This window comes from Acinetobacter pullicarnis (genome assembly GCF_006352475.1).
In the GTDB taxonomy this organism is placed as follows: Bacteria; Pseudomonadota; Gammaproteobacteria; order Pseudomonadales; family Moraxellaceae; genus Acinetobacter; species Acinetobacter pullicarnis.
In genome coordinates this window covers 2,964,528-2,983,626 of record NZ_VCMZ01000001.1, presented here as the reverse complement: position 1 = coordinate 2,983,626, position 19,099 = coordinate 2,964,528, and the positions used below count along the sequence as shown (strand labels likewise).

The window sequence follows — 19,099 nt, the reverse complement described above, 5'->3', positions numbered from 1 at the left end:
TAAAGAACTAGAAAATAACGATGAATTTGACCGAATATTTATTTTATGCTGTGACCGTGATTGTGATGATTGCGACACCAGGCCCTGTAATGTTGCTGGTGGCCAGTGCAGGTTTAAAAGGTGGCTACAAAAAAGCCTTAGAAACGATCATTGGTACAAACCTAGCCTCCTTGGTGTTAATTTTTCTTTCGATTCTGATTTTAAAAGGTGTATTTAAGCTTGATTCGACTAGCTTTAATCTCGTCAAAATTTTGGGTTGTTTATATATTGCCTATATTGGGATCCAGATTCTAAGAGAGGCATTCGACCACAATCAAACACTGGCAACAGTGTCGGCAACAGCAGGAGGCTTTAAACAAGGCTTCCTTGTAGCGATATCTAATCCCAAAGATATTATTTTCTTTGCTTCCTTTTTTCCGCAGTTTATTCATGTATTGCCGGACTTGAATCAGAGTTTAGGGTTACTGACCGCGACTTGGGTTGTATTGGACTTTGCCACCCTAAGTCTGGTCTATCTGGTGTTCAACCGCTTGGCTCAATCTAAAATCTATCACACGCTGCTCGCGGGTTGTGGCCTGATCTTAATTGCGGTTGCACTTTACGGAATTTACAGTACCTTGCTGGGTTAAACATTATCTTGCGCTTAGATCGTATTTCTGGGCTATAAAGCCATTGCTGGCACCTTGGGTACAGCAATTGGCTTTGCATCAAGAGAGGGCCTTGCTAGATCTGTTTAAAGCAGGTTTGGTTGAGTGTTTGAGAGTGTGATGAATTGCACTAAGCTCGCTTGGCTATTTTGCGCGATTTTCGCGTCATAGCCTTCGACCAGAAAACGACTGATTAATCCTTCAAGTAAATGATAGCTCATCTGGCTGATAGCATCGGCATTGCTGAAATTTTGGCAATGCTGCTCAATCAACTGTCTAACCCATTGCTTATGTGCTTGTGCAAGCCTAATGATTGCTTGATCCTGCGCAGATGATTCTGCAACGGCACGCACAAATAAACAGCCTTTAAAATCATCACGTTGAAACCATTGCATATGCCATTCAAAAATCTTTTGAACAGCCTCAAGTCCATGGCTCGCAGCGACATACTGTTCGAGTTGTTGTCTAAAACGTAGATCTCGTTGTTCCAGCACCGCCAAAATCAGTTGCTGCTTATTTTTAAAATAGGTGTAGAGGGTCGTTTTTGAGCAACCCGATTGATCTCGAATTAAATCGACCCCAACAGCGACAAAGCTATGCTGGTTAAATAAATCTTCAGCAGTATCTAAAATTTTTTCTGCAGATTTAGACATCAGATTGATGACCTCAGGTTGTTGTTGGTTTTTCACTTTTAAATTTTACGCTTTTTTCTTGCGATTAGTACAGATCTGTACTATTTTATGCGTTATTCGATCGTACCGCAATGGATCAGACAAATGAAATTTTCATTCTTGTCAGGAAAAGAACAGTTAGCCACACGGCCACCGTTGATTGAAATCATGCGTGGGCTGATTGGCGGAACATTAAGTATTTTTGCATTGTTGCTCTTGGGGCAGTGGTCAAATCATCTATTGATCATGGCACCTTTTGGTGCAACCTGCGTTTTGCTGTATGCCGTGCCAATTTCACCCTTGGCGCAACCACGTAATATCCTCTTTGGACATTTGATCTCAGCATTTGTTGGTTTAGCCGTGCTTAAGTTATTTGGTGTGACCACATGGAGTATTGCGCTGGCGGTTGGTTGTGCGATTGCATTGATGCAACTTCTACGCTGTGTACATCCACCTGCAGGGGCCAATCCCTTGGTGATTTTATTGACAGCAAATACCGTGGACTATGGTTGGAGTTTTCTGATCTTCCCTGTGCTGACTGGGGCAGTCACACTGATCAGCATTGCATGGCTGGTCAATAATATTCGCAGTCAGAAAAAATGGCCAAGTTATGCGTTGGCGCTTTGCCAGACGAAAACCCCAAAAGGGCAGTAATGCGAGAGCTTGAATCTGGGCACAGCATGCTGCATGAAAAATCCCCTGAGCACTTAAGTTCAGGGGATTTATGTTTAAAGGATAATGTAATTTGATTGGTTTTAGAGCGAGTGTTTTAGGCGATACTGCGCCAGCTCGTCTACACTAATCAAAGTTAATTCATGGGTTTGTGCATAAGCCAACACTTGAATACCCGCAGACATGCTGCCATCTGGGTTGGTCAGTTCACACAGTACACCAGCAGGGCTTAGGCCAGCTAAGCGTGCCAAGTCGACAGAACTTTCAGTATGTCCACGACGGGTTAATACACCGCCATCACGGGCACGTAAAGGGAAGACATGGCCTGGGCGGTTAAGATCACTGGCAACAGCACCTTTTTGAGTGGCTGCATGAATAGTCGTAACACGATCTTGTGCTGAGACACCTGTGGTCACGCCTGCAGCGGCTTCGATAGTCACGGTGAATGCCGTATGAAAATGGCTTGAGTTGTGTGCCACCATCGGTGGCAGTTCGAGATGATCTGCTTGTTGTTCGGTTAAACATAAACAGACAATGCCTGAACCATCACGAATCATGCGTGCCATGGTACTTACATTGAGGGTATCAGCAGCGACAATTAAATCCGCTTCATTTTCACGATCAAAATCATCCATCACCAAAACAGGTTTGCCTTGGCGCATATCTTCGATGGCTTGTTGAACGCGTTGCTCTGCTGGAGCAAGTGCTGAGAAGAAAATTTCGGGTTGAATTAAACTAGACATTGAAACGCTCTCGTAATTGAAAAATACGGTTGAACATTTCAGGACATAATTGAAAATAAGCTCGTAACAAAAGCCCTAATCTATTATTGATCAGGGTGTCGTGACGTCGTCTTCTTTCATCCGGACTATACCGTCGGCTTTGGTTTTTCACCAAATCTGCGAGTCAAACTTAAATCGTTTGACAGGCTCGTGGGCTGATTAAATAAGCAAAATGATTTCACTTTTTAATTTACCACCGGTGGGGAATTACACCCCGCCCTGAAGCGATGTCACAAAAGTATACGCTAGATTTTTGCTTTGTGATCTATTTTGTATATAAACATCAGTGCTATAGATAGAATTAATATTCAAATACACCAAAGCACGTTGATCCAGATGATGCATGTGAGAAAAGGTGTTGGCTACTGCTCAAGCTCGGTATGCGTCGAGCGCTATTCACTTTAGCTAAACAGCGATGCCGTTACTAAAAGAGGGGACAATTTAAGTGAATATGGTTTTTCATTTATTTCCATTACGACAACAAAAGTTTATTGATCTGTTGCAAGTGATTGCATTGGGTTTGTTGGCGAGTAGCTTTATTTATTTGATTGCAGCCAATTGGTGGATGATTCCACGTGGAATGCAATTGAGTATTCCATTGATTTTATTATTTTTGACGGCCATTACCAGTGTCTTTTATTCACATAATGCGCGTATTCGGCAAAGTCTCGATTGTATTTGTGGACTGATGTTAGGTTTAAGTTTGGCGGTTATTGGTCAGGTCTATCAAACTGGTGCAGACAGTTATTTATTATTTTTACTGTGGTCGGTGTTGTTATTGCCTTGGTTATTACGGCCGAATATCGGCATATTCTGCCTGTTGAGTATTGTTAGTCAGCTGGCTTTATTTTTATATTTTAAGCAGATGCATTTACTCGAGCAGTCTAATGTTATTTATTTAGCTGGACTTAATACTTTAGCTTTGCTTTGTGCTCTCTGGTGTTTGAAACAATATGCGGCTTTAAGCTATGTTTTTTTATTGTTCTTTGCCGTGATTTCAGCGTATTCGATGTTCCGTTTTATTAGTGCTGAGCAATGGTTTTATTTGCTGTCATCATTTTTATTACCTGTAAGTGCGTTTATCTATCTCTATTTAAATAAGCAACCATTGGGCAGTAGTTTAGCTGCGCTCAGTATTGGAATAAGTAGCACTATTTGGCTGGTGCATATTATCCTTGAGCAAAACTTTGCTTTAGACAGTGCCGTATTCTTCGCTTTAGCATTGCTGATTTTTGCATGGTTTGCGCTATTAAGCTGTGCATTGGTTCGGTTATTGCCACAGACCAATTTTTATGTGATCCCACTGGCTTTTGGCGCTTGGTTGGCGGGTATTTTATTGGCGACAAGCTTCTTAATGAGTTGGGGAACCTTGTCTTTGCTTTTGGGCGCTGTGTTTATTGTTGCCAGTAGTTTTATTTTAAGAAAATATCGACATTATTTTGCACGGCAATTGGCCTATTGCTTATTAATCAGTGGTCAAGTCGCGTTGATGTGGCATAGTTATGAACTCACTAAAATCACCAGTATTGTTTTTGCGGTACAGCTTGCAATACTGGGTTTGTGCTTATATTTGCGTAGTCATTGGTTTTTTATCGCGTTGCAATTGATTGCGACCTATATTGCGGCTTGGATCGTCTGGTTTGATCTATCGAGTCTGCCGGAATTGGATACACAATTATATATTGCAATTTGGACGGGATTTAATCTGCTGTGTTATAGCCTAATTTTCATATTGGCGCGGATTGCCGATTTGGCTTATCGGCGGAGTGTGATGTTATTGGTTTTGGCCATTGTTGTCATGCGCTCACTGCAATATCAATTGGGTTTAACAAGCCATTTTGCGCTATATCAAGGTTTAAGTTGGAATACGCTTTTATCACTGCTCTGGGTTGCTGCGAGTGCTTGGTTTATTTTAAAACCACAGTTGAAAGCTATCCCCATGCTTGCCGTCACCTTGCTGGGCATGATGCTCAGTTTGCTCGGTTATTTTGAAGTTTATTTATTATTGCTGATTTTAGTGTGGGCAATTCAAGCACGGGACAAATTGGTGTATGCCTGTGCACTGCTTATTTTGATGTATATATTGTGGCAACTGTATTATTTACTTGATTTGAGTTTTCTATTTAAAGCCTTGAGTATTTTTATTTCAGCTTTGCTGATATTTGTACTGCATTTTATTTTACAAAGTAGCTTGCAAAAAAGTACACATGCACCTGATCAAGATAATGCGGTACAAGGAGAAGGGGCATGATTAAAAAATATAGTGCCTTAATACTTGCTGTACTTTCGATTGGCTTATTTCTCGGTATTATTGTCAAAAACCAATGGCAGCTTAAACACAGCCAAAGTCTTTATGTGGAATTGCGTCCTGTGGATCCGCGTTCGATTTTGCAAGGTGATTATATGGCCTTGCGTTATGAACTTTATTTTAGCAATAACCCAGCATCGGAGGATCTATCAGATAGAGCGAATCTATCGAATATATACGCTGGGATTCAAACGTATATTGAAAATAAGCCCAATATACTGATGTATGTTCAGTTGGATGCACAGCAAAGGGTGGTGCATACCGTGATTGATCCATTACAACTAGATCAGACACGTACAATTAAGCCGTTAAAACTGAAAAACCCAAGTAATTATGTTGATAGTCTATATCCGAGTAGTCAAAGTTTCTTGTTCGCTGAAGGTCTAGCCAGTTGCTATGAGCAAGCACACTATGCAGAATTTAAAGTGGATGACAGTGGCAATGCAATTTTGGCATCCTTACGTGGAGAAAACCTGAAAATACTCGGCTGTGAACAAGTACGATTTTGGTGGCAGGGCAGCCGTGAGCAAACTGAGCGCTAGGATGAATAAATCAGCATTTACTTGAATTTATTGGGATTTGATTGATTAGCATCATAAAAAATAATCATTTTTGCAATGAAAAATGCCCCTTGCATCGCAGAGGGCATTTTCTTTTACAGCGTTTAAAGCCAATAAAGATGAGGCTACTTTTCATCAGCCTCTTTAATATCGACTTAAGCTTTTACTTCGTTTAACTCAGCAATTGCTTTTTGAAGTTTTCGTTGTTGCTTTTCAATTTTTTTGGCATCACCTTGTTGCTTGGCACGTGCGAGATCATTTTCACGCTCAGTCACTTTCTGTTGTTTTTCAGCCACTTTTTTTGCATGTTTTTGGCGAAGCTCAGCATCATTACAGTATTGGCTGTTTTTAGCCAGTGCGCTTTCAAGACCGTGGATACGATAACTATTACCATACTGTTTTGCATAGCTGAGTTGAGTTTCAATCTCTGCTTTTTTGGCAGCACAATCTAATGCGGCAGCAGTGGCTGTATTTGAAAGCAGTGTAAAAGTAGAAGCAACAGAAATAGCGAAAATAAGTTGAGTTGTTTTTTTCATGGGAGTCCCTTAAAAGGAAAAAATAAGACAATCCACAAGCATAGGATGATTTTTGATCACAATCTAGTCTGAAGGCGAAATCTCTATTTAACGCCTATGAAACGTAACCTTAGTTGAATGGTTTTTATACAGTTCACGTTAATAGTAGTGCTTTATCTTGAGCAAGTCGTAATCTACAAAGACAAGAAAAGCCCACGAGGGGCTTTTGATATTCCGTTCAGAGACTGCTTTAAGCAATTTGGACTGGAATACAGTTTGCGGTGTGATTAACCGTGTTGTCTGGGTTGGCATAAACCAAACGTGGTTGATGTGCATCTGCTTCGGCTTCTGTAAAGTCACCAAAAGTGGCAATAATCACTAAATCACCAACATCGGCTTGATGCGCTGCACCACCATTGACGGAGATAATTCCAGAGTCATTTTCACCACGAATCGCATAGGTGGTGAAACGCTTACCATTGGTGACATTCCAAACATGAATTTCTTCGTATTCACGAATACCTGCTAAATCCATTAATGTACCGTCAATCGCACATGATCCTTCATAATGAAGTTCTGCATGGCTGACGACTGCGCGATGAATTTTACATTTTAATAAACGAGATAGCATGATTCGCGTCTCCTAAGTTAATCTTGGTGCTGATCTTTTGTGGCGATCTTATCGTGACCACCAACATAAGGACTCAGTGATTTATTCACGGCCAAATTTTGCCACTTAATGACATGATATGGCAAGGAATTTATGACAATATGAAATGAAGCGTCAGTCGGTGTAATTAAGGCTTATGTGCATTAATTTGATTCATCGCCTGTTGAACTTCGCCGTCGAGTAACAGTTTAATACGTGATTTTGCATGGTAAATCGCATCATCCATCAATGTTTGTTCGCTGCTTGGCGCTTTGCCTAAAACATGACCAGACACTTGGTCTTTATGACCTGGGTGACCAATACCAATACGTAAACGATGAAAATTTGGGCCAATATGTGGCACGATATCTTTTAAACCATTGTGTCCACCATGACCACCGCCAGTTTTTAGGCGAATAATGCCTGGATTCATATCCAGTTCATCATGGGCAATCAAGATCGATTCAGGTTGAATTTGATAAAATTTTGCGAAGGGGACAACACTTTGACCAGAACGGTTCATAAAAGTGGTCGGTAGCAGTAGGCGCACGTCATGGCCTTCAATGGTTCCACGGCCACTATAGGCATGAAATTTTGGATCTGCTTTGAGTTGGATATTATATTGATCGGCAAGCTGTTCAATGAACCAAAAGCCTGCATTATGACGGGTTTGGGCATATTCCTTTCCAGGATTACCCAAACCGATCAGGAGCGAAATATTCGACACCAATATGCCTTTAAATCAGCACTTAAGCGCGTTTAAAGTCAGCGTGCATTGGTGTGTTTTTCGCTGGGTGACGTTGTAACGCTTGAATTTTAACGTTTTCAACTTTATCACCAACTTTGATTGCGACAACTTCTTCAAAGAAAGCGTTGTCTTCTAAAGCTTTAACAAGCTCACGAAGTTCTAATGTTACTGTTACAGGTGCATCTTCGCCACCGTAAATGATTGCAGGAACAAGAGATTCGCGACGAAGGCGGCGGCTCGAACCTTTCCCTTGTTTGTCTTCAGCGCGTGCTTGCGCATTTAATGTAAATTGTGCCATGAGATAAATCCTCATTAATGTTCAATGAACTAAACTTACGACCAGTTTAGTGAGATAAAGCCCGAACCATAGGGATCGGGCTTAAAAAATTGCGCGTTATTTTATAGATAACTATCAAACATTGCGCTAATTGATTCTTCGTTATTAATACGACGAATTGTTTCTGCAACCATACTTGCTACAGAAACTTGGCGAATCTTACCAAGTTCTAATGCTTCTTGAGAAAGTGGAATTGTATCAGTCACAACCAGTTCGTCGATAACTGAGTTTTTCAAGTTCTCAAGTGCTTTACCAGAAAGTACAGGGTGCGTTGCATAAGCAACAACACGGCGAGCACCAAAAGTTTTTAGTGCATCCGCAGCTTTACATAGCGTACCCGCAGTGTCGACCATATCGTCAACAATGACACAGTCGCGATCTTTCACATCACCAATCAAATGCATCACTTGTGATTCATTTGCTTTTTGACGACGTTTATCAATGATCGCAAGATCGATATCGCCCATTTGTTTTGCGACTGCACGTGCACGAACCACACCACCAACGTCAGGTGAAACCACCATTAGATTGTGATGTTGTTGTTGACGAAGGTCAGCAAGTAAAACAGGTGTACCGTAAATGTTATCGACTGGAATATCGAAGAAGCCTTGGATTTGATCTGCGTGCAGATCAATCATAACGACACGGTCAATACCAACGGTGGTAAGCATATCTGCAACCACTTTGGCCGTAATCGGTACACGCGTTGAGCGTGGACGACGATCTTGACGTGCGTAACCAAAATAGGGGATGACTGCCGTAATACGACCAGCGCTTGCGCGGCGTAAAGCATCTGCCATGACCAAGATTTCCATGAGGTTATCATTGGTTGGAGCACATGTTGGCTGAACTACAAAGACGTCTTTACCACGTACATTTTCAGAAATTTCGACAGTAATTTCACCGTCAGAAAAACAACCTACTGATGCAGCCCCAAGAGGGATGTGTAAGTGGCTTACGACTTTTTGAGCGAATTGTGGATGAGCTGTTCCACTAAAAACGACAAGATTGGGCATGAAGCACCCTTGGCGGTTGGCATGTTTAAATGAAATGGCAGGGGCGGCTGGATTCGAACCAACGGATGCCGAGATCAAAACCCGGTGCCTTACCACTTGGCGACGCCCCTAATGCGGCAGAACTTTAATGGTTTTACAATTTTTTGTCAAGGTTTAGACAAGGAAAAGTAAAATATATGTTCTGTCTATAATTGATATAAATGGCAGGGGCGGCTGGATTCGAACCAACGGATGCCGAGATCAAAACCCGGTGCCTTACCACTTGGCGACGCCCCTATTTATATACTTTTGCTTGAGATACTACTGATGTTGTAATGGCAGGGGCGGCTGGATTCGAACCAACGGATGCCGAGATCAAAACCCGGTGCCTTACCACTTGGCGACGCCCCTATTTCTTTTAAACAAGTAAATATGCATTACAAACATCTACAGATGAAATGAACAATGGCAGGGGCGGCTGGATTCGAACCAACGGATGCCGAGATCAAAACCCGGTGCCTTACCACTTGGCGACGCCCCTATGTTCTTGCAAGTTTGAACTGGATTAATGGTGATTGATCTAAACTCTTAACCATATACGCTGTACATGGAGCGTTTTTCACAATTGCATTGCAATCCATTTCAGGACTTACCTCAATAAAAACACAAGCACCTGTACCTGTAAGCTTTGCAAGCCCAAATTGATTGAGATATTGCATTGCTTCATCTACTTCTGGGTATAACTTTCGAGCGATTGGCTCAAAATTATTGCCGTAGGCAGATGGCTTTAACTGATAGGCGCAAAATGTAGATGTCTTCGTGTTTCTTGTCAATGTTTTTTGTGAAAAAAGCAATTGAGTGCTGATAAAACAGGCAGGTTTTAAGATAATGTATTGTTTTTGATCTAAGTCTATGAAAGTAAGACGTTCACCAATGCCTTCTGCCCAAGCATTTCGGCCATGGACAAACACAGGCACATCCGCGCCGAGTTGTAGACCGAGCGCAGCAAGTTGCTCTAAGTTTAAGCGACATTGCCACAATTGATTCAGTACAAGGAGTGTGGTTGCTGCATCGGAGGAGCCACCCCCCAGGCCTGCGCCCATTGGAATGTTTTTCTCAATCGAAATAGTTAAGCCACAGTACGCTTGCGCATAAGGTTTGAGCAGTTGTGTAGCTTTGTAGATTAGATTTTGCGTTAATGCGACCGTTTGTAAGCCTTGGATTTCAATTTGATCATCAAGACGTAGATCAAAGGTGAGCCAATCATACAGGTCAATCAGCTGAAAAATACTTTCTAGGCTGTGGTAGCCATCATCACGGCGCCCTGTGATATGTAAAAATAAATTCAATTTGGCTGGGGAAGGAACACGAATCATAATCTGCACTTAGCACGTGAGTAATTTGAAAATTTATGTAAAACAATTTGTTAACGGTTTTGAATCAGTAGGGTAATGCGATTTTCCTGCTCATTTTCCAGTTGCTGCGTCAAAATCAATTTATTGGGTAATGTTGCCTGATCTACATAGCTGAAATCTACAGACCATCCCGCTTCTTTTAGGTGCGCAATGCGATCAGCGTCATCTTTTTGTATTTCAGCCTGCGCTGTTGCTGGTCTGGCTTGTACCCAATCGACCAAAGCGGTAATCGGTGCAACCCATCCAGTGGCTTGTTGTAGCAGCTCTTCTGGTGTTGCAGCTGTAATTAATCCAGTTTTTGCATTGTCTAGCGTGACCTGACCCGCTTGCCCTTCAATAATGGTTTTTCCTACGCCTAAGGCGCCATTGAGCTGAATGTTAAATTGCGGGCCATTTTGAATCCAAGTATAAAAAGCACTGCCTGATTGATCGGGTGTTTTGACCCCAATTTTACCCTGTAAACTAAATTGATTTTGCTGCAGCGCTTGGGCAGGATCAATTGTGCTGCTAGGCAAGGTCGGCTGTTGCGAAATCAGTTGACAACCACTCAGGCTGAACATGGCCAAAGATGCAGTAACCAAGAGGCGAGAACGAAATCGAGACATAGGTGAATTCACTCTTTTAATGTTTTTCTGGCAATATCAACGAATTCAGTTGATTAAGTTGCGGATCATTGGGATGGTTGAGTTGCAGTTGTTGTAAAACTTGATTGAATTTTTCCAGTGCACCTTGCATATAAAGCGATTTGGCATAACGTACACCAATATTCACGCTTGGGCTGAGTGCATAGGCTTGGCCTAAGGCCTGAGAAGCACGATCAAAATCATTTTGTAAAAATGTAATATAGCCGAGTGTATCTAAAATAGAGGCTTGTTCGGGGGCAAATTCGAGTGCGCGTTCAGCATAACGACGTGCTTCATCTAAACGTCGATTCTGTAAGGCAAGTGTATAGGCGTAGGCGTTTAGATAGGTTGGACTATTCGGTTCAAGCTGCAACAGTTGTTTCAGGGCTTTATCGAGACGTTCACGATTTTGAAATGGGTCAAGCAATAACACTTGGGAATAGACCAATTCAGGATCATCGGGTAAGTTTTTTACCGCTTCGTCGAGTAAGCGGAGTGCGGCTTTGTCATGCCCCATTCTTTTTAAAATTTCTGCCTGTGCCTGATAGAGAAAACTGGCGTGCTGTGGATAATTGACCCGTTCTTGTGTCAGAAAACGCAGCACATCATTGAGCTTCCCCTGACGATCATAAATTGAAATTAGATTACGTCTTGAAACGGTATATAAATTTCCATCGACCAGACGGTAGTAGGCCTTGGCCGTTTCTTCTTGCTGTTTGCGCTCGGCATTGACTGCCAAATAAAAATAAGCCTCGTTTTGATATTGACTCGAATAGCGCAGGCCAACCAAATATTGTTCCGCTTGATCATATTTTTTTAAATCAATGGCAGTAAGCCCAGCAATGAATAAAGCTTCATCTGCATTGGGCCAGACATTGGTAATTTGTGCGAGTTTATCAAGCGCGGCTTCAGCTTGATTGATCTTAATCAAATAGCGTGCTTCAGCTAAGCGGACTTCTAAGTTGTTTTTGTTTTTTTTGCTGCTTCGTTCAAACCACTTTAAGGTTTCTTCATCATCACCCAAAGCCATGAGTAAATTGGCTTTGAGTAAAATAAAGCCCGTTACCTTGGGGCGTTTTCTCAAGGCCTTATTCACATTTTTAAGCGCTAGTTCCAGTTGGTTGCTCTGTGCTTGTAAGCCTGCGATTAAAATTAGAATAGAGGGATTGTCTTTGGCTTTACTGGCATTTAAAGTCTTGAGTAAGCTGTCACGATCTTGTGCTGTTTCAGGTGAAATCCCAGCCAAGATGTTTTCTAAGTCCGCATTACTATCCAGATTTAAAATACTGTCTAAGGTCTGTGCTGCCAGTTCATATTCATGTGATTTGAGCGCAATATGAGCCAAATAAAACTTAGCGGGAACGTCCTTGGGCTCTTGTAAGACCCAATGTCTAGCAATGTCTAGTGCGGCCTGTAAATCATTTTGCTCGATTGCAATATTAAGTGCATGCTGTTTAACTGCGGTAGAATCGCTGCGAATGGCCAAGACGGTATAATTGTGTAATGCCGTTGCAGTATCGCCATTTGCGAGTGCAAACTCAGCCACCATACTCTGTAAAATGGCTTCTTTATGTGATTCATTATGTAAAGTTGGTTCAGATGCTCTAAGATGTGCAGTCGAAGCCATGCTACCCAGCAGCAAGAATGTGCTAGAATAGTGCTTTATGGCCATACTGTTAATTCGGCTGCTGATATTACACAATTTTTTTTGATCCAAGTAATACTTTCTTATGACACCAATGTTGCACAATAGCACAAATTTAGCGAAATGATGATCTGATATGTCTTTCTTTGCATTGGGGGTCAACCATCAAACAGCCTCTGTTGAGCTGCGTGAACGCATAGCATTTAACCCTGAGCGGTTAAAGGATTTGCTGATCGCGCAAAACAGCCATCCAGACCTGCATGACATGGTCGTGGTCTCTACCTGTAATCGCACAGAAGTCTACGCTATGGCTGAAAGTGCGGATATGGTATTAGATTGGCTCGCTCAAACAAATAACATTGATGTAAAACATTTGTCAAACCATGTATATCGCTATGAAAATACCGATGCAGTTTCCCACTTAATGCGAGTTGCCAGTGGTTTAGATTCGCTAATGCTCGGTGAACCGCAAATCATGGGGCAGGTTAAGACAGCATTGTCTTTATCTAAAGAGGCTGAACTGGTTTCACAAAATCTCAATCAAATTTTTGAATATGCATTTTATGCAGCGAAGCGCGTGCGTTCTGAAACGGCCGTGGGAAGTCATGCGGTTTCGATGGGCTATGCCGTTGCACAATTGTCTTTGCAAGTGTTTAGTAAGCCAGAAACATTGACCGTGATGGTGGTGGCTGCAGGTGAAATGAACAACCTTGTTGCCAAGCATTTGGCCGAAATGGGTGTGGCCAAAGTTTTGATTTGCAACCGTGGGCGAGAACGTGCAGAAAAGTTAGCACAAGAAATTGCACATCGTGTTGACGTGGAAATCGTCCCCTTCGATGAATTGGCGCAGCATTTGCATCGCGCAGATGTTATTTCTAGCTGTACAGGCAGTCTGCATCAAGTGATTTCATTTACAGATGTTAAAACCGCATTAAAACGAAGACGTTATCAGCAAATGTTATTGGTTGATTTGGCTGTACCACGTGATATTGACTCCAAAGTTGAAAGTTTAGATGGGGTCTATTTGTACGGGGTCGATGATTTACAGAGTGTGATTGAAGAAAATTTAGCACAACGTCGTCAAGCCGCTGTGGAAGCAGAAGTGATGGTGAATCAATTGGTAACCCAATTGGTGACCCGTCAGAAAATTAATGATGCAGGTGGGGTTATTGCTGCCTATCGTGAGCAGGGTGAGCAATCTGCCCAGACTGAGTTAGCACATGCATTGGCACGTATTCAAGCAAATGAAAACGTTGAGCAAGTCTTACAAGAATTTAGCCATCGCTTAACTCAAAAACTATTACATCCAACCTCGATTCTATTACGTGAAGCGGCCAAAGACGAAGATCCATCTCAAATTGAATGGATGCAAACGCAGTTGGCTGAGATCTTTCAAAAGCAACGTAAGCCCCGTCGTCCAGGTTAAAACTAAAATTTTGCAGCTAAATGTAAGCTGAGCATTTTTTACTTATTCGCTTTGGACCAGTTTTAAGCTAATTCGTTTGGTTAATTCATTCAAATGTTGTCTTAAATTGCGTGATTCGCTTAAAGAACCCGGTGCTTTTAGTTTCATCCGCACATACTTTTCTTGTAATGATAATGAATATTCTGAGGCAAGTTTATCTGCCATTTCAGGTGCTTGGGTGAGTGCTTGAATATTGGTACGTTGCATGATTTCAACCAATTCATAATGATAGGGACTGCACGCACCTAATATGTAATAGGTTGCAAGTTCTTGATCATCGGGTAGTTCATCAAAGACACGATCAAATCGCGCCAAGACTCGCGCCAGCAATTCATCGGGATGAATAAAGGCACGCAATACTTCAAAGTGAATATATAAGAAGGGGTGATGCATCAGAATTGCGACCGCAAAATCTTCGTCTTTGGTGCGGATATTAAAAGACAAGGAGGCATCAAGACTGATTTTAGGTTGCCATTTCTTGTTAATGCCGAGTTTTTCTCTAAAAAACTGTTTTAACAAATAACGATAAGAGCCATGTTTTGGCAATAACTCCGTCAGCTGATTCAGCTCAGCCATCACCTGACTTTTACCTTCTGGTGAACTAACATCATAGTTTTGACTCAGCAGTGCAAAGACAAAATCAGAGAGCAGTGGGGACTGTTGCCAAAGCCGATGGAAGGTTTCTAAGCCTTCTTTACGAATGAGGGAGTCTGGATCATGTTCTTTAGGAAGAACAAAGAATTTGAGCTCACGACCATCATTGAGCAGGGGCAGTGCAATATCGAGGGTGCGCTTAGCTGCTTTTTGCCCTGCTGCATCACCATCAAAGGCAATCGTGAGCTGATTATTTTGTTTAAATAGTGTGGTTAAGTGGTCGGCATTACTGGCTGTTCCGAGCGTCGCAACAGCACCCGAAATACCATTTTGCTGTAGGGCAATCACATCCATATAACCTTCAACCATCAGCCAGTCTTTTGCCTTGTGTTTGCGGCCCTCATAGAGGCCGTAAAGCAATTGGTTTTTATGGAAGACTTCGGAGTCTGGCGAGTTGATATATTTCGGCTTGATTTCATCATTGAGGGCACGACCGCCAAAGCCCACGACTCGGCCTTTGTGATCACGGATGGGGAAAATCACCCGTTCACGTAATAAGTCAAAATCACGGCCGCTGTCACTGGTACGAATCAGCCCCAATAATTTGAGTCCAGCAATGTCTTGTGGGAATACTTTTTCGAGATGTTGCCAATCTTCAGGTGCATAGCCTAAGCGCCAGTAGGCTAAGGTTTCATTGCTGAGACCACGTTGTCTAAAATATTGCTGTGCAACTTGGCTGTGTGGCAACTGTTGTTGATAGTATTGCGCGACATTCTCTAATAAATCATAGAGATTGCCTTCTTGTACCACGGCTTCATTGACAAAGCCTGTATCAAAGCCATGCACATCAAAACCTTGTTCATCAAAGTCTGGTGCGGTTTGATACTGTTCAAAAGGATCATAAGCAAAGCTAAGACCATGACTGGGCGGAGTATTTGTAGGGGTGCTGCTTGGTGCTGCTTTGGTTTGTGGTGTAGCCGTTGCTTGTGGTGCTATTTTTTTGGGTGTTTCTTTTTTATAGACCAGACGTTTCGAATCTTGTTGGTCTTTGGGCAGTTCAATGCCGGTTTGACTTGATAGTTGCTTCATCACCTCAACGAAATTGCGTTGCTCAATATCCATTAAGAAACGAATAGCGTTGCCGTTGGCCTGACAACCAAAGCAATGATAATACTGCTTGTCACGATAAACGTGAAACGAAGGCGATTTTTCTTGATGGAACGGGCAGCAACCAGAATAGGTCCGTCCCGTTTTTTTCAATTTCACATGTTGGCCAATTAAATCAACAATATCTGTGCGATCCAGAATTTGATCAATGGTATGTTGTGGAATTGCCATAATTTAAAAGCCAGACTCAAGAGTGAATGTTAGATGCAACCGAAAAGCAGAAGCTCAGTTTAACCCAGTGTTTGAGTTTCGTCTTTAAGATAAATTACTCAACATAAAAAAAGACGAGTTAAAACTCGTCTTTTCACTGCACTTATGCGGATTACTGTTCGCTTTCGGCCGTTGGCTTATCAAAAAGACCTAGGCTTAAACGATTGGTCCAGCTGCGTTCTGGTGCTGATGTACTTTCTTTTACCGTATTTTTATCTGATTCACTGCTGGCTTCACGACCAAAAATACCAAGTGTGGCACGGTTGACCCAACTGCCATCTTTACGTGCGGCACGTAAATTCACATCACCATTTGATTTGATTAAATTTGGATAATTTAAACGAATCACTTCTTTATACTGTTGTGCTGAGGCTTGGTCACCCAGTTTATTATAAGCATAAGCAATCGTTGCCAATGCTTCTGGAACTTGTGGGCTTTGTGGATAATGTTCAACCACCCACTGTGAGCGTTCGATTGCAGCAAGCCATGCTTTACGTTTGAGATTAAAACGTGCGGCATTCATTTCACTTTCAGCCAATTCTTGGCCGATATACTTCATACGTTGCGCTGCATCTACTGCATATTGGCTACTTGGGTAACGACGTACAAAATCAACAAAATTTTGATAAGAAATTTTTAAGTAGCTCACATCACGATGCGCTTGTTGCAAAGAGGTGTAGCGTAAAATACTGTCGTAATTCAGCTCCATATTGGCGACACCACGAACATAATAGGCATAATCTGCATTTGGATGCTGCGGATTCATACGAATAAAACGTTCTGCGAGGGCGATGGTTCCCTCATAATCTTTTTGCTTAAACTTGCTATAAATCAAATCGAGTTGTGCTTGCTGCGCATATTGTCCCGTCGGATAATAGGTGTCAATGGCTTCTAGAGACTTGGCAGCTTCGCTATATTGACCACGATCAAGTGACTTGAGCGCTTTATCATAATAAATTTGTTCGCTGGATTTCGGACCAGTATCAACCACATCTTTTTTCTTTGGATTACTGCTACAGCCCACTAATGTTGTTGCTAAGCCGATTGTTACAGCTAGCATTGTAATTTTATAACGTGGTAGCGACATAAAAAATCCTCTGTTGATCTGGGCAATAGGCTACAATTGCGCTATTAAACCACTTTTATCCCGATGCGCAAAATGACTTCAACACAATCTTCTAATTCTATCTTCTCAGAAACCGATTTCAATTTACTCGAAGATTCTGAGGAAGCAGATAACCATAATTCTGCAGCAACTGCAACCCGTTTATCGTTGAAATTTCAATTGGATGAATCTTACCTCGGACAACGTATCGACCAAGTCGCTGCGATGGTGTGGAAGGAATATTCTCGCGAAAAACTAAAACAATGGATGAAAGACGGTCATTTGTTGGTCAATGGAGCAACAGTTAAGCCCAAATATCGCTGTGAAGGCAATGAGTTATTGACCTTAGAGGTTGAGCTCGAAGTACAAATCGGTGCAGTTGCTGAAGATATTCCCTTAGACATTGTCTATGAAGATGATGACATTATGGTGATCAACAAAGCCGTTGGTATGGTGGTTCATCCAGGTGCTGGTAATCCCAATGGCACGCTTATTAATGCGATTTTGTTTCATTATCCAAAATCTGCCGAATTGGCACGTGCAGGCTTGGTACATCGAATCGACAAAGACACCAGTGGTCTATTGGTGGTCGCCAAGAATTTAGAAGCACAATTTTCTTTAAGTAAACAATTGGCTAAAAAAACCGTTTATCGCCTTTATGACTTGGTGGTTTATGGACAAGTCATTGCTGGTGGCACCATTGATGAACCGATTAAACGCCATCCTGTTGATCGCATTAAAATGGCAGTACTGCCAGGCGGGCGTGATGCGATTACCCATTACAATGTTAAAGAACGCTTTTTGCACTTTACGCGTATTCAAGCGCAGCTAGAGACTGGACGTACTCACCAGATTCGGGTGCATTTTAACTATATCGGCTTTCCACTTTTGGGTGATCCCGTTTATGTAAGCCGTGTGCGCATGCCTGCTGGTGCATCAGAGCTTTTACAAACCACGATTCGTGGCTTTAAACGTCAAGCCTTACATGCCTTTAAATTGGGGCTCATTCACCCACGCAGTGGTGAAGAAATGATGTTTGAAGCACCGTGGTCGGATGACTTCAAAAACTTGGTTGAGGTATTGCGTACAGAGAATGCTGCCTATTAATCCAGTTCAGTCTGATTTAAAGTAAGTCAAGCAAGATGATGCGTGAGGAACAGAAGATGCAATTTATATCCGGTTTGCCACAGGGAGTCTATGTTGGACAAACCCAAATACAACATCCGCGTGCCTTAGCATCAACTTCTAGCGCATTGGCTGGATTTAATTTAGCACTGCATGTCAATGATCAAACGGCTCGTGTGCAACAGCATCGTATGATGTTGCTCGATCAACTGTCGGCTTATGGGGTTAATAAAATCACATGGATGAGACAAACCCATAGCACGCTTTGCCATACGGTCAATCATCAACAGTCTTTTAATGAACGTGAAGGCGATGGCTTGGTAACACAACTTGCCGGTCATGCCTTGATGATGATGACCGCAGATTGTTTACCTGTGGTGTTGGGCAATGCCAACGGCACTGAAGTTGCCAATCTGCATGCGGGATGGCGTGGCTTAGCCAATGGTATTATTGAAAATACCATTGAGCAGATGCAGTCACAGCCGACTTGGGCTTGGCTTGGTGCTGCAATTAGTCAACCGTGTTTTGAGGTGGGTACAGAAGTTAAACAGGTATTTTGTGAAAAATATCCCCCCTTGGAATCGGCATTTGAATCGGGCAAACAGTTTGGGAAATATCAGGCAGATCTCTATGCGATTGCACGCTATATCTTAGGGTTGTATGGCGTGAAAGTTGTATTGGGTGGGGATCAATGCAGTTATCGTCAAAGTGATCGTTATTATTCCTATCGCCGTGATCCCCAAGCGGGCCGCATGGCGAGCTTTGCATTTATGGCTTAAGGCGACTGGTCTTAGCCGAAGCTATTTTTGGGAATATTCAAAAATGAGTGATAGGAATAATGCTACACTGAGTCAATTTTTTTAAAT

19 protein-coding genes, 4 tRNA genes and 1 riboswitch are annotated in these 19,099 nt (G+C 42.2%); of the genes, 7 read left to right on the top strand and 16 right to left on the bottom strand.

Features of this window, described 5'->3' with window-relative positions; all coding sequences use genetic code 11:
• Window positions 1–20 precede the first annotated feature (20 nt).
• Window positions 21–629, top strand: coding sequence for a LysE family translocator (locus FD716_RS13240; protein WP_139852768.1), 609 nt, complete (start codon window positions 21–23; stop codon window positions 627–629).
• 104 nt (window positions 630–733) lie between these two features.
• On the opposite strand, the gene FD716_RS13235 is transcribed toward FD716_RS13240, so the two are convergent.
• On the bottom strand, window positions 734–1,300 hold the full coding sequence (locus tag FD716_RS13235) for a TetR/AcrR family transcriptional regulator (RefSeq protein WP_139853689.1): 567 nt from the start codon (window positions 1,298–1,300) through the stop codon (window positions 734–736).
• Between the two features lie 123 nt (window positions 1,301–1,423).
• Here FD716_RS13235 and FD716_RS13230 point away from each other — a divergent pair, with 123 nt between their 5' ends.
• Window positions 1,424–1,972 (top strand): HPP family protein, encoded by a 549-nt coding sequence (locus tag FD716_RS13230; RefSeq protein WP_139852767.1) that lies wholly within the window; start codon window positions 1,424–1,426, stop codon window positions 1,970–1,972.
• A 101-nt stretch (window positions 1,973–2,073) separates the two neighbouring features.
• On the opposite strand, the gene ribB is transcribed toward FD716_RS13230, so the two are convergent.
• Window positions 2,074–2,733, bottom strand: a complete 660-nt coding sequence (ribB, locus tag FD716_RS13225; RefSeq protein WP_139852766.1) for a 3,4-dihydroxy-2-butanone-4-phosphate synthase — start codon at window positions 2,731–2,733, stop codon at window positions 2,074–2,076.
• A gap of 104 nt (window positions 2,734–2,837) precedes the next feature.
• Window positions 2,838–3,002, bottom strand: a riboswitch (FMN riboswitch).
• Window positions 3,003–3,223: 221 nt separating this feature from the next.
• Here ribB and FD716_RS13220 point away from each other — a divergent pair.
• Window positions 3,224–5,023 (top strand): DUF2157 domain-containing protein, encoded by a 1,800-nt coding sequence (locus tag FD716_RS13220; protein ID WP_228715000.1) that lies wholly within the window; start codon window positions 3,224–3,226, stop codon window positions 5,021–5,023.
• Window positions 5,023–5,622: a GDYXXLXY domain-containing protein gene (locus tag FD716_RS13215; protein ID WP_139853688.1), complete on the top strand. Its 600-nt coding sequence runs from the start codon at window positions 5,023–5,025 to the stop codon at window positions 5,620–5,622. Before FD716_RS13220 ends, FD716_RS13215 begins: the two co-directional genes overlap by 1 nt.
• A 173-nt stretch (window positions 5,623–5,795) precedes the next feature.
• Here FD716_RS13215 and FD716_RS13210 read toward each other — a convergent pair whose 3' ends face one another.
• The 12 genes from FD716_RS13210 to FD716_RS13155 form a co-directional block, all read right to left on the bottom strand.
• Entirely contained in the window at window positions 5,796–6,176 is a 381-nt protein-coding gene (locus FD716_RS13210; protein WP_139852764.1) for a DUF1090 domain-containing protein, read from the bottom strand.
• A 229-nt stretch (window positions 6,177–6,405) separates the two neighbouring features.
• Entirely contained in the window at window positions 6,406–6,786 is a 381-nt protein-coding gene (gene panD, locus FD716_RS13205; RefSeq protein WP_139852763.1) for an aspartate 1-decarboxylase, read from the bottom strand.
• 166 nt (window positions 6,787–6,952) lie between these two features.
• Window positions 6,953–7,531, bottom strand: a complete 579-nt coding sequence (gene pth, locus FD716_RS13200; RefSeq protein ID WP_139852762.1) for an aminoacyl-tRNA hydrolase — start codon at window positions 7,529–7,531, stop codon at window positions 6,953–6,955.
• Between the two features lie 22 nt (window positions 7,532–7,553).
• Complete coding sequence (gene rplY, locus FD716_RS13195) at window positions 7,554–7,850, bottom strand: 50S ribosomal protein L25 (RefSeq protein ID WP_139852761.1); 297 nt, start codon at window positions 7,848–7,850, stop codon at window positions 7,554–7,556.
• A gap of 101 nt (window positions 7,851–7,951) precedes the next feature.
• On the bottom strand, window positions 7,952–8,905 hold the full coding sequence (locus FD716_RS13190) for a ribose-phosphate pyrophosphokinase (RefSeq protein ID WP_139852760.1): 954 nt from the start codon (window positions 8,903–8,905) through the stop codon (window positions 7,952–7,954).
• Window positions 8,906–8,940: 35 nt separating this feature from the next.
• Window positions 8,941–9,015: transfer RNA gene (locus FD716_RS13185), tRNA-Gln, on the bottom strand.
• 91 nt (window positions 9,016–9,106) lie between these two features.
• Window positions 9,107–9,181: transfer RNA gene (locus FD716_RS13180), tRNA-Gln, on the bottom strand.
• Between the two features lie 39 nt (window positions 9,182–9,220).
• A tRNA-Gln gene (locus FD716_RS13175) sits at window positions 9,221–9,295 on the bottom strand.
• Between the two features lie 55 nt (window positions 9,296–9,350).
• Window positions 9,351–9,425 (bottom strand) — tRNA-Gln (locus FD716_RS13170).
• Window positions 9,424–10,260, bottom strand: coding sequence for a 4-(cytidine 5'-diphospho)-2-C-methyl-D-erythritol kinase (gene ispE, locus FD716_RS13165; protein WP_139852759.1), 837 nt, complete (start codon window positions 10,258–10,260; stop codon window positions 9,424–9,426). The genes FD716_RS13170 and ispE overlap by 2 nt, the downstream gene beginning before the upstream one ends.
• 50 nt (window positions 10,261–10,310) lie before the next feature.
• On the bottom strand, window positions 10,311–10,904 hold the full coding sequence (lolB, locus tag FD716_RS13160; RefSeq protein ID WP_139852758.1) for a lipoprotein insertase outer membrane protein LolB: 594 nt from the start codon (window positions 10,902–10,904) through the stop codon (window positions 10,311–10,313).
• 16 nt (window positions 10,905–10,920) lie between these two features.
• Window positions 10,921–12,615, bottom strand: a complete 1,695-nt coding sequence (locus tag FD716_RS13155) for a tetratricopeptide repeat protein (protein ID WP_215895480.1) — start codon at window positions 12,613–12,615, stop codon at window positions 10,921–10,923.
• 88 nt (window positions 12,616–12,703) lie between these two features.
• Between FD716_RS13155 and hemA the strand changes: the two genes are divergently transcribed.
• Window positions 12,704–13,993, top strand: coding sequence for a glutamyl-tRNA reductase (gene hemA, locus FD716_RS13150; RefSeq protein ID WP_139852757.1), 1,290 nt, complete (start codon window positions 12,704–12,706; stop codon window positions 13,991–13,993).
• Window positions 13,994–14,035: 42 nt separating this feature from the next.
• Here hemA and FD716_RS13145 read toward each other — a convergent pair whose 3' ends face one another.
• Entirely contained in the window at window positions 14,036–15,964 is a 1,929-nt protein-coding gene (locus FD716_RS13145) for a DNA primase (RefSeq protein ID WP_139852756.1), read from the bottom strand.
• A 151-nt stretch (window positions 15,965–16,115) separates the two neighbouring features.
• Window positions 16,116–17,090: an outer membrane protein assembly factor BamD gene (locus tag FD716_RS13140; protein ID WP_139852755.1), complete on the bottom strand. Its 975-nt coding sequence runs from the start codon at window positions 17,088–17,090 to the stop codon at window positions 16,116–16,118.
• A 72-nt stretch (window positions 17,091–17,162) separates the two neighbouring features.
• Between FD716_RS13140 and rluD the strand changes: the two genes are divergently transcribed.
• Window positions 17,163–18,215, top strand: coding sequence for a 23S rRNA pseudouridine(1911/1915/1917) synthase RluD (rluD, locus tag FD716_RS13135; RefSeq protein ID WP_139852754.1), 1,053 nt, complete (start codon window positions 17,163–17,165; stop codon window positions 18,213–18,215).
• A gap of 56 nt (window positions 18,216–18,271) precedes the next feature.
• Entirely contained in the window at window positions 18,272–19,012 is a 741-nt protein-coding gene (pgeF, locus tag FD716_RS13130) for a peptidoglycan editing factor PgeF (RefSeq protein ID WP_139852753.1), read from the top strand.
• Window positions 19,013–19,099 lie beyond the last annotated feature (87 nt).

Excerpts from the sequence above, each read along its gene's own strand:
- FD716_RS13240 (WP_139852768.1), top strand. The coding sequence starts at position 21 with ATGAATTTGACCGAATATTTATTTTATGCTGTGACCGTGATTGTGATG.
- FD716_RS13235 (WP_139853689.1), bottom strand. The coding sequence starts at position 1,300 with ATGTCTAAATCTGCAGAAAAAATTTTAGATACTGCTGAAGATTTATTT.
- FD716_RS13230 (WP_139852767.1), top strand. The coding sequence starts at position 1,424 with ATGAAATTTTCATTCTTGTCAGGAAAAGAACAGTTAGCCACACGGCCA.
- ribB (WP_139852766.1), bottom strand. The coding sequence starts at position 2,733 with ATGTCTAGTTTAATTCAACCCGAAATTTTCTTCTCAGCACTTGCTCCA.
- FD716_RS13220 (WP_228715000.1), top strand. The coding sequence starts at position 3,224 with ATGGTTTTTCATTTATTTCCATTACGACAACAAAAGTTTATTGATCTG.
- FD716_RS13210 (WP_139852764.1), bottom strand. The coding sequence starts at position 6,176 with ATGAAAAAAACAACTCAACTTATTTTCGCTATTTCTGTTGCTTCTACT.
- panD (WP_139852763.1), bottom strand. The coding sequence starts at position 6,786 with ATGCTATCTCGTTTATTAAAATGTAAAATTCATCGCGCAGTCGTCAGC.
- rplY (WP_139852761.1), bottom strand. The coding sequence starts at position 7,850 with ATGGCACAATTTACATTAAATGCGCAAGCACGCGCTGAAGACAAACAA.
- FD716_RS13190 (WP_139852760.1), bottom strand. The coding sequence starts at position 8,905 with ATGCCCAATCTTGTCGTTTTTAGTGGAACAGCTCATCCACAATTCGCT.
- ispE (WP_139852759.1), bottom strand. The coding sequence starts at position 10,260 with ATGATTCGTGTTCCTTCCCCAGCCAAATTGAATTTATTTTTACATATC.
- lolB (WP_139852758.1), bottom strand. The coding sequence starts at position 10,904 with ATGTCTCGATTTCGTTCTCGCCTCTTGGTTACTGCATCTTTGGCCATG.
- hemA (WP_139852757.1), top strand. The coding sequence starts at position 12,704 with ATGTCTTTCTTTGCATTGGGGGTCAACCATCAAACAGCCTCTGTTGAG.
- FD716_RS13145 (WP_139852756.1), bottom strand. The coding sequence starts at position 15,964 with ATGGCAATTCCACAACATACCATTGATCAAATTCTGGATCGCACAGAT.
- FD716_RS13140 (WP_139852755.1), bottom strand. The coding sequence starts at position 17,090 with ATGTCGCTACCACGTTATAAAATTACAATGCTAGCTGTAACAATCGGC.
- rluD (WP_139852754.1), top strand. The coding sequence starts at position 17,163 with ATGACTTCAACACAATCTTCTAATTCTATCTTCTCAGAAACCGATTTC.
- pgeF (WP_139852753.1), top strand. The coding sequence starts at position 18,272 with ATGCAATTTATATCCGGTTTGCCACAGGGAGTCTATGTTGGACAAACC.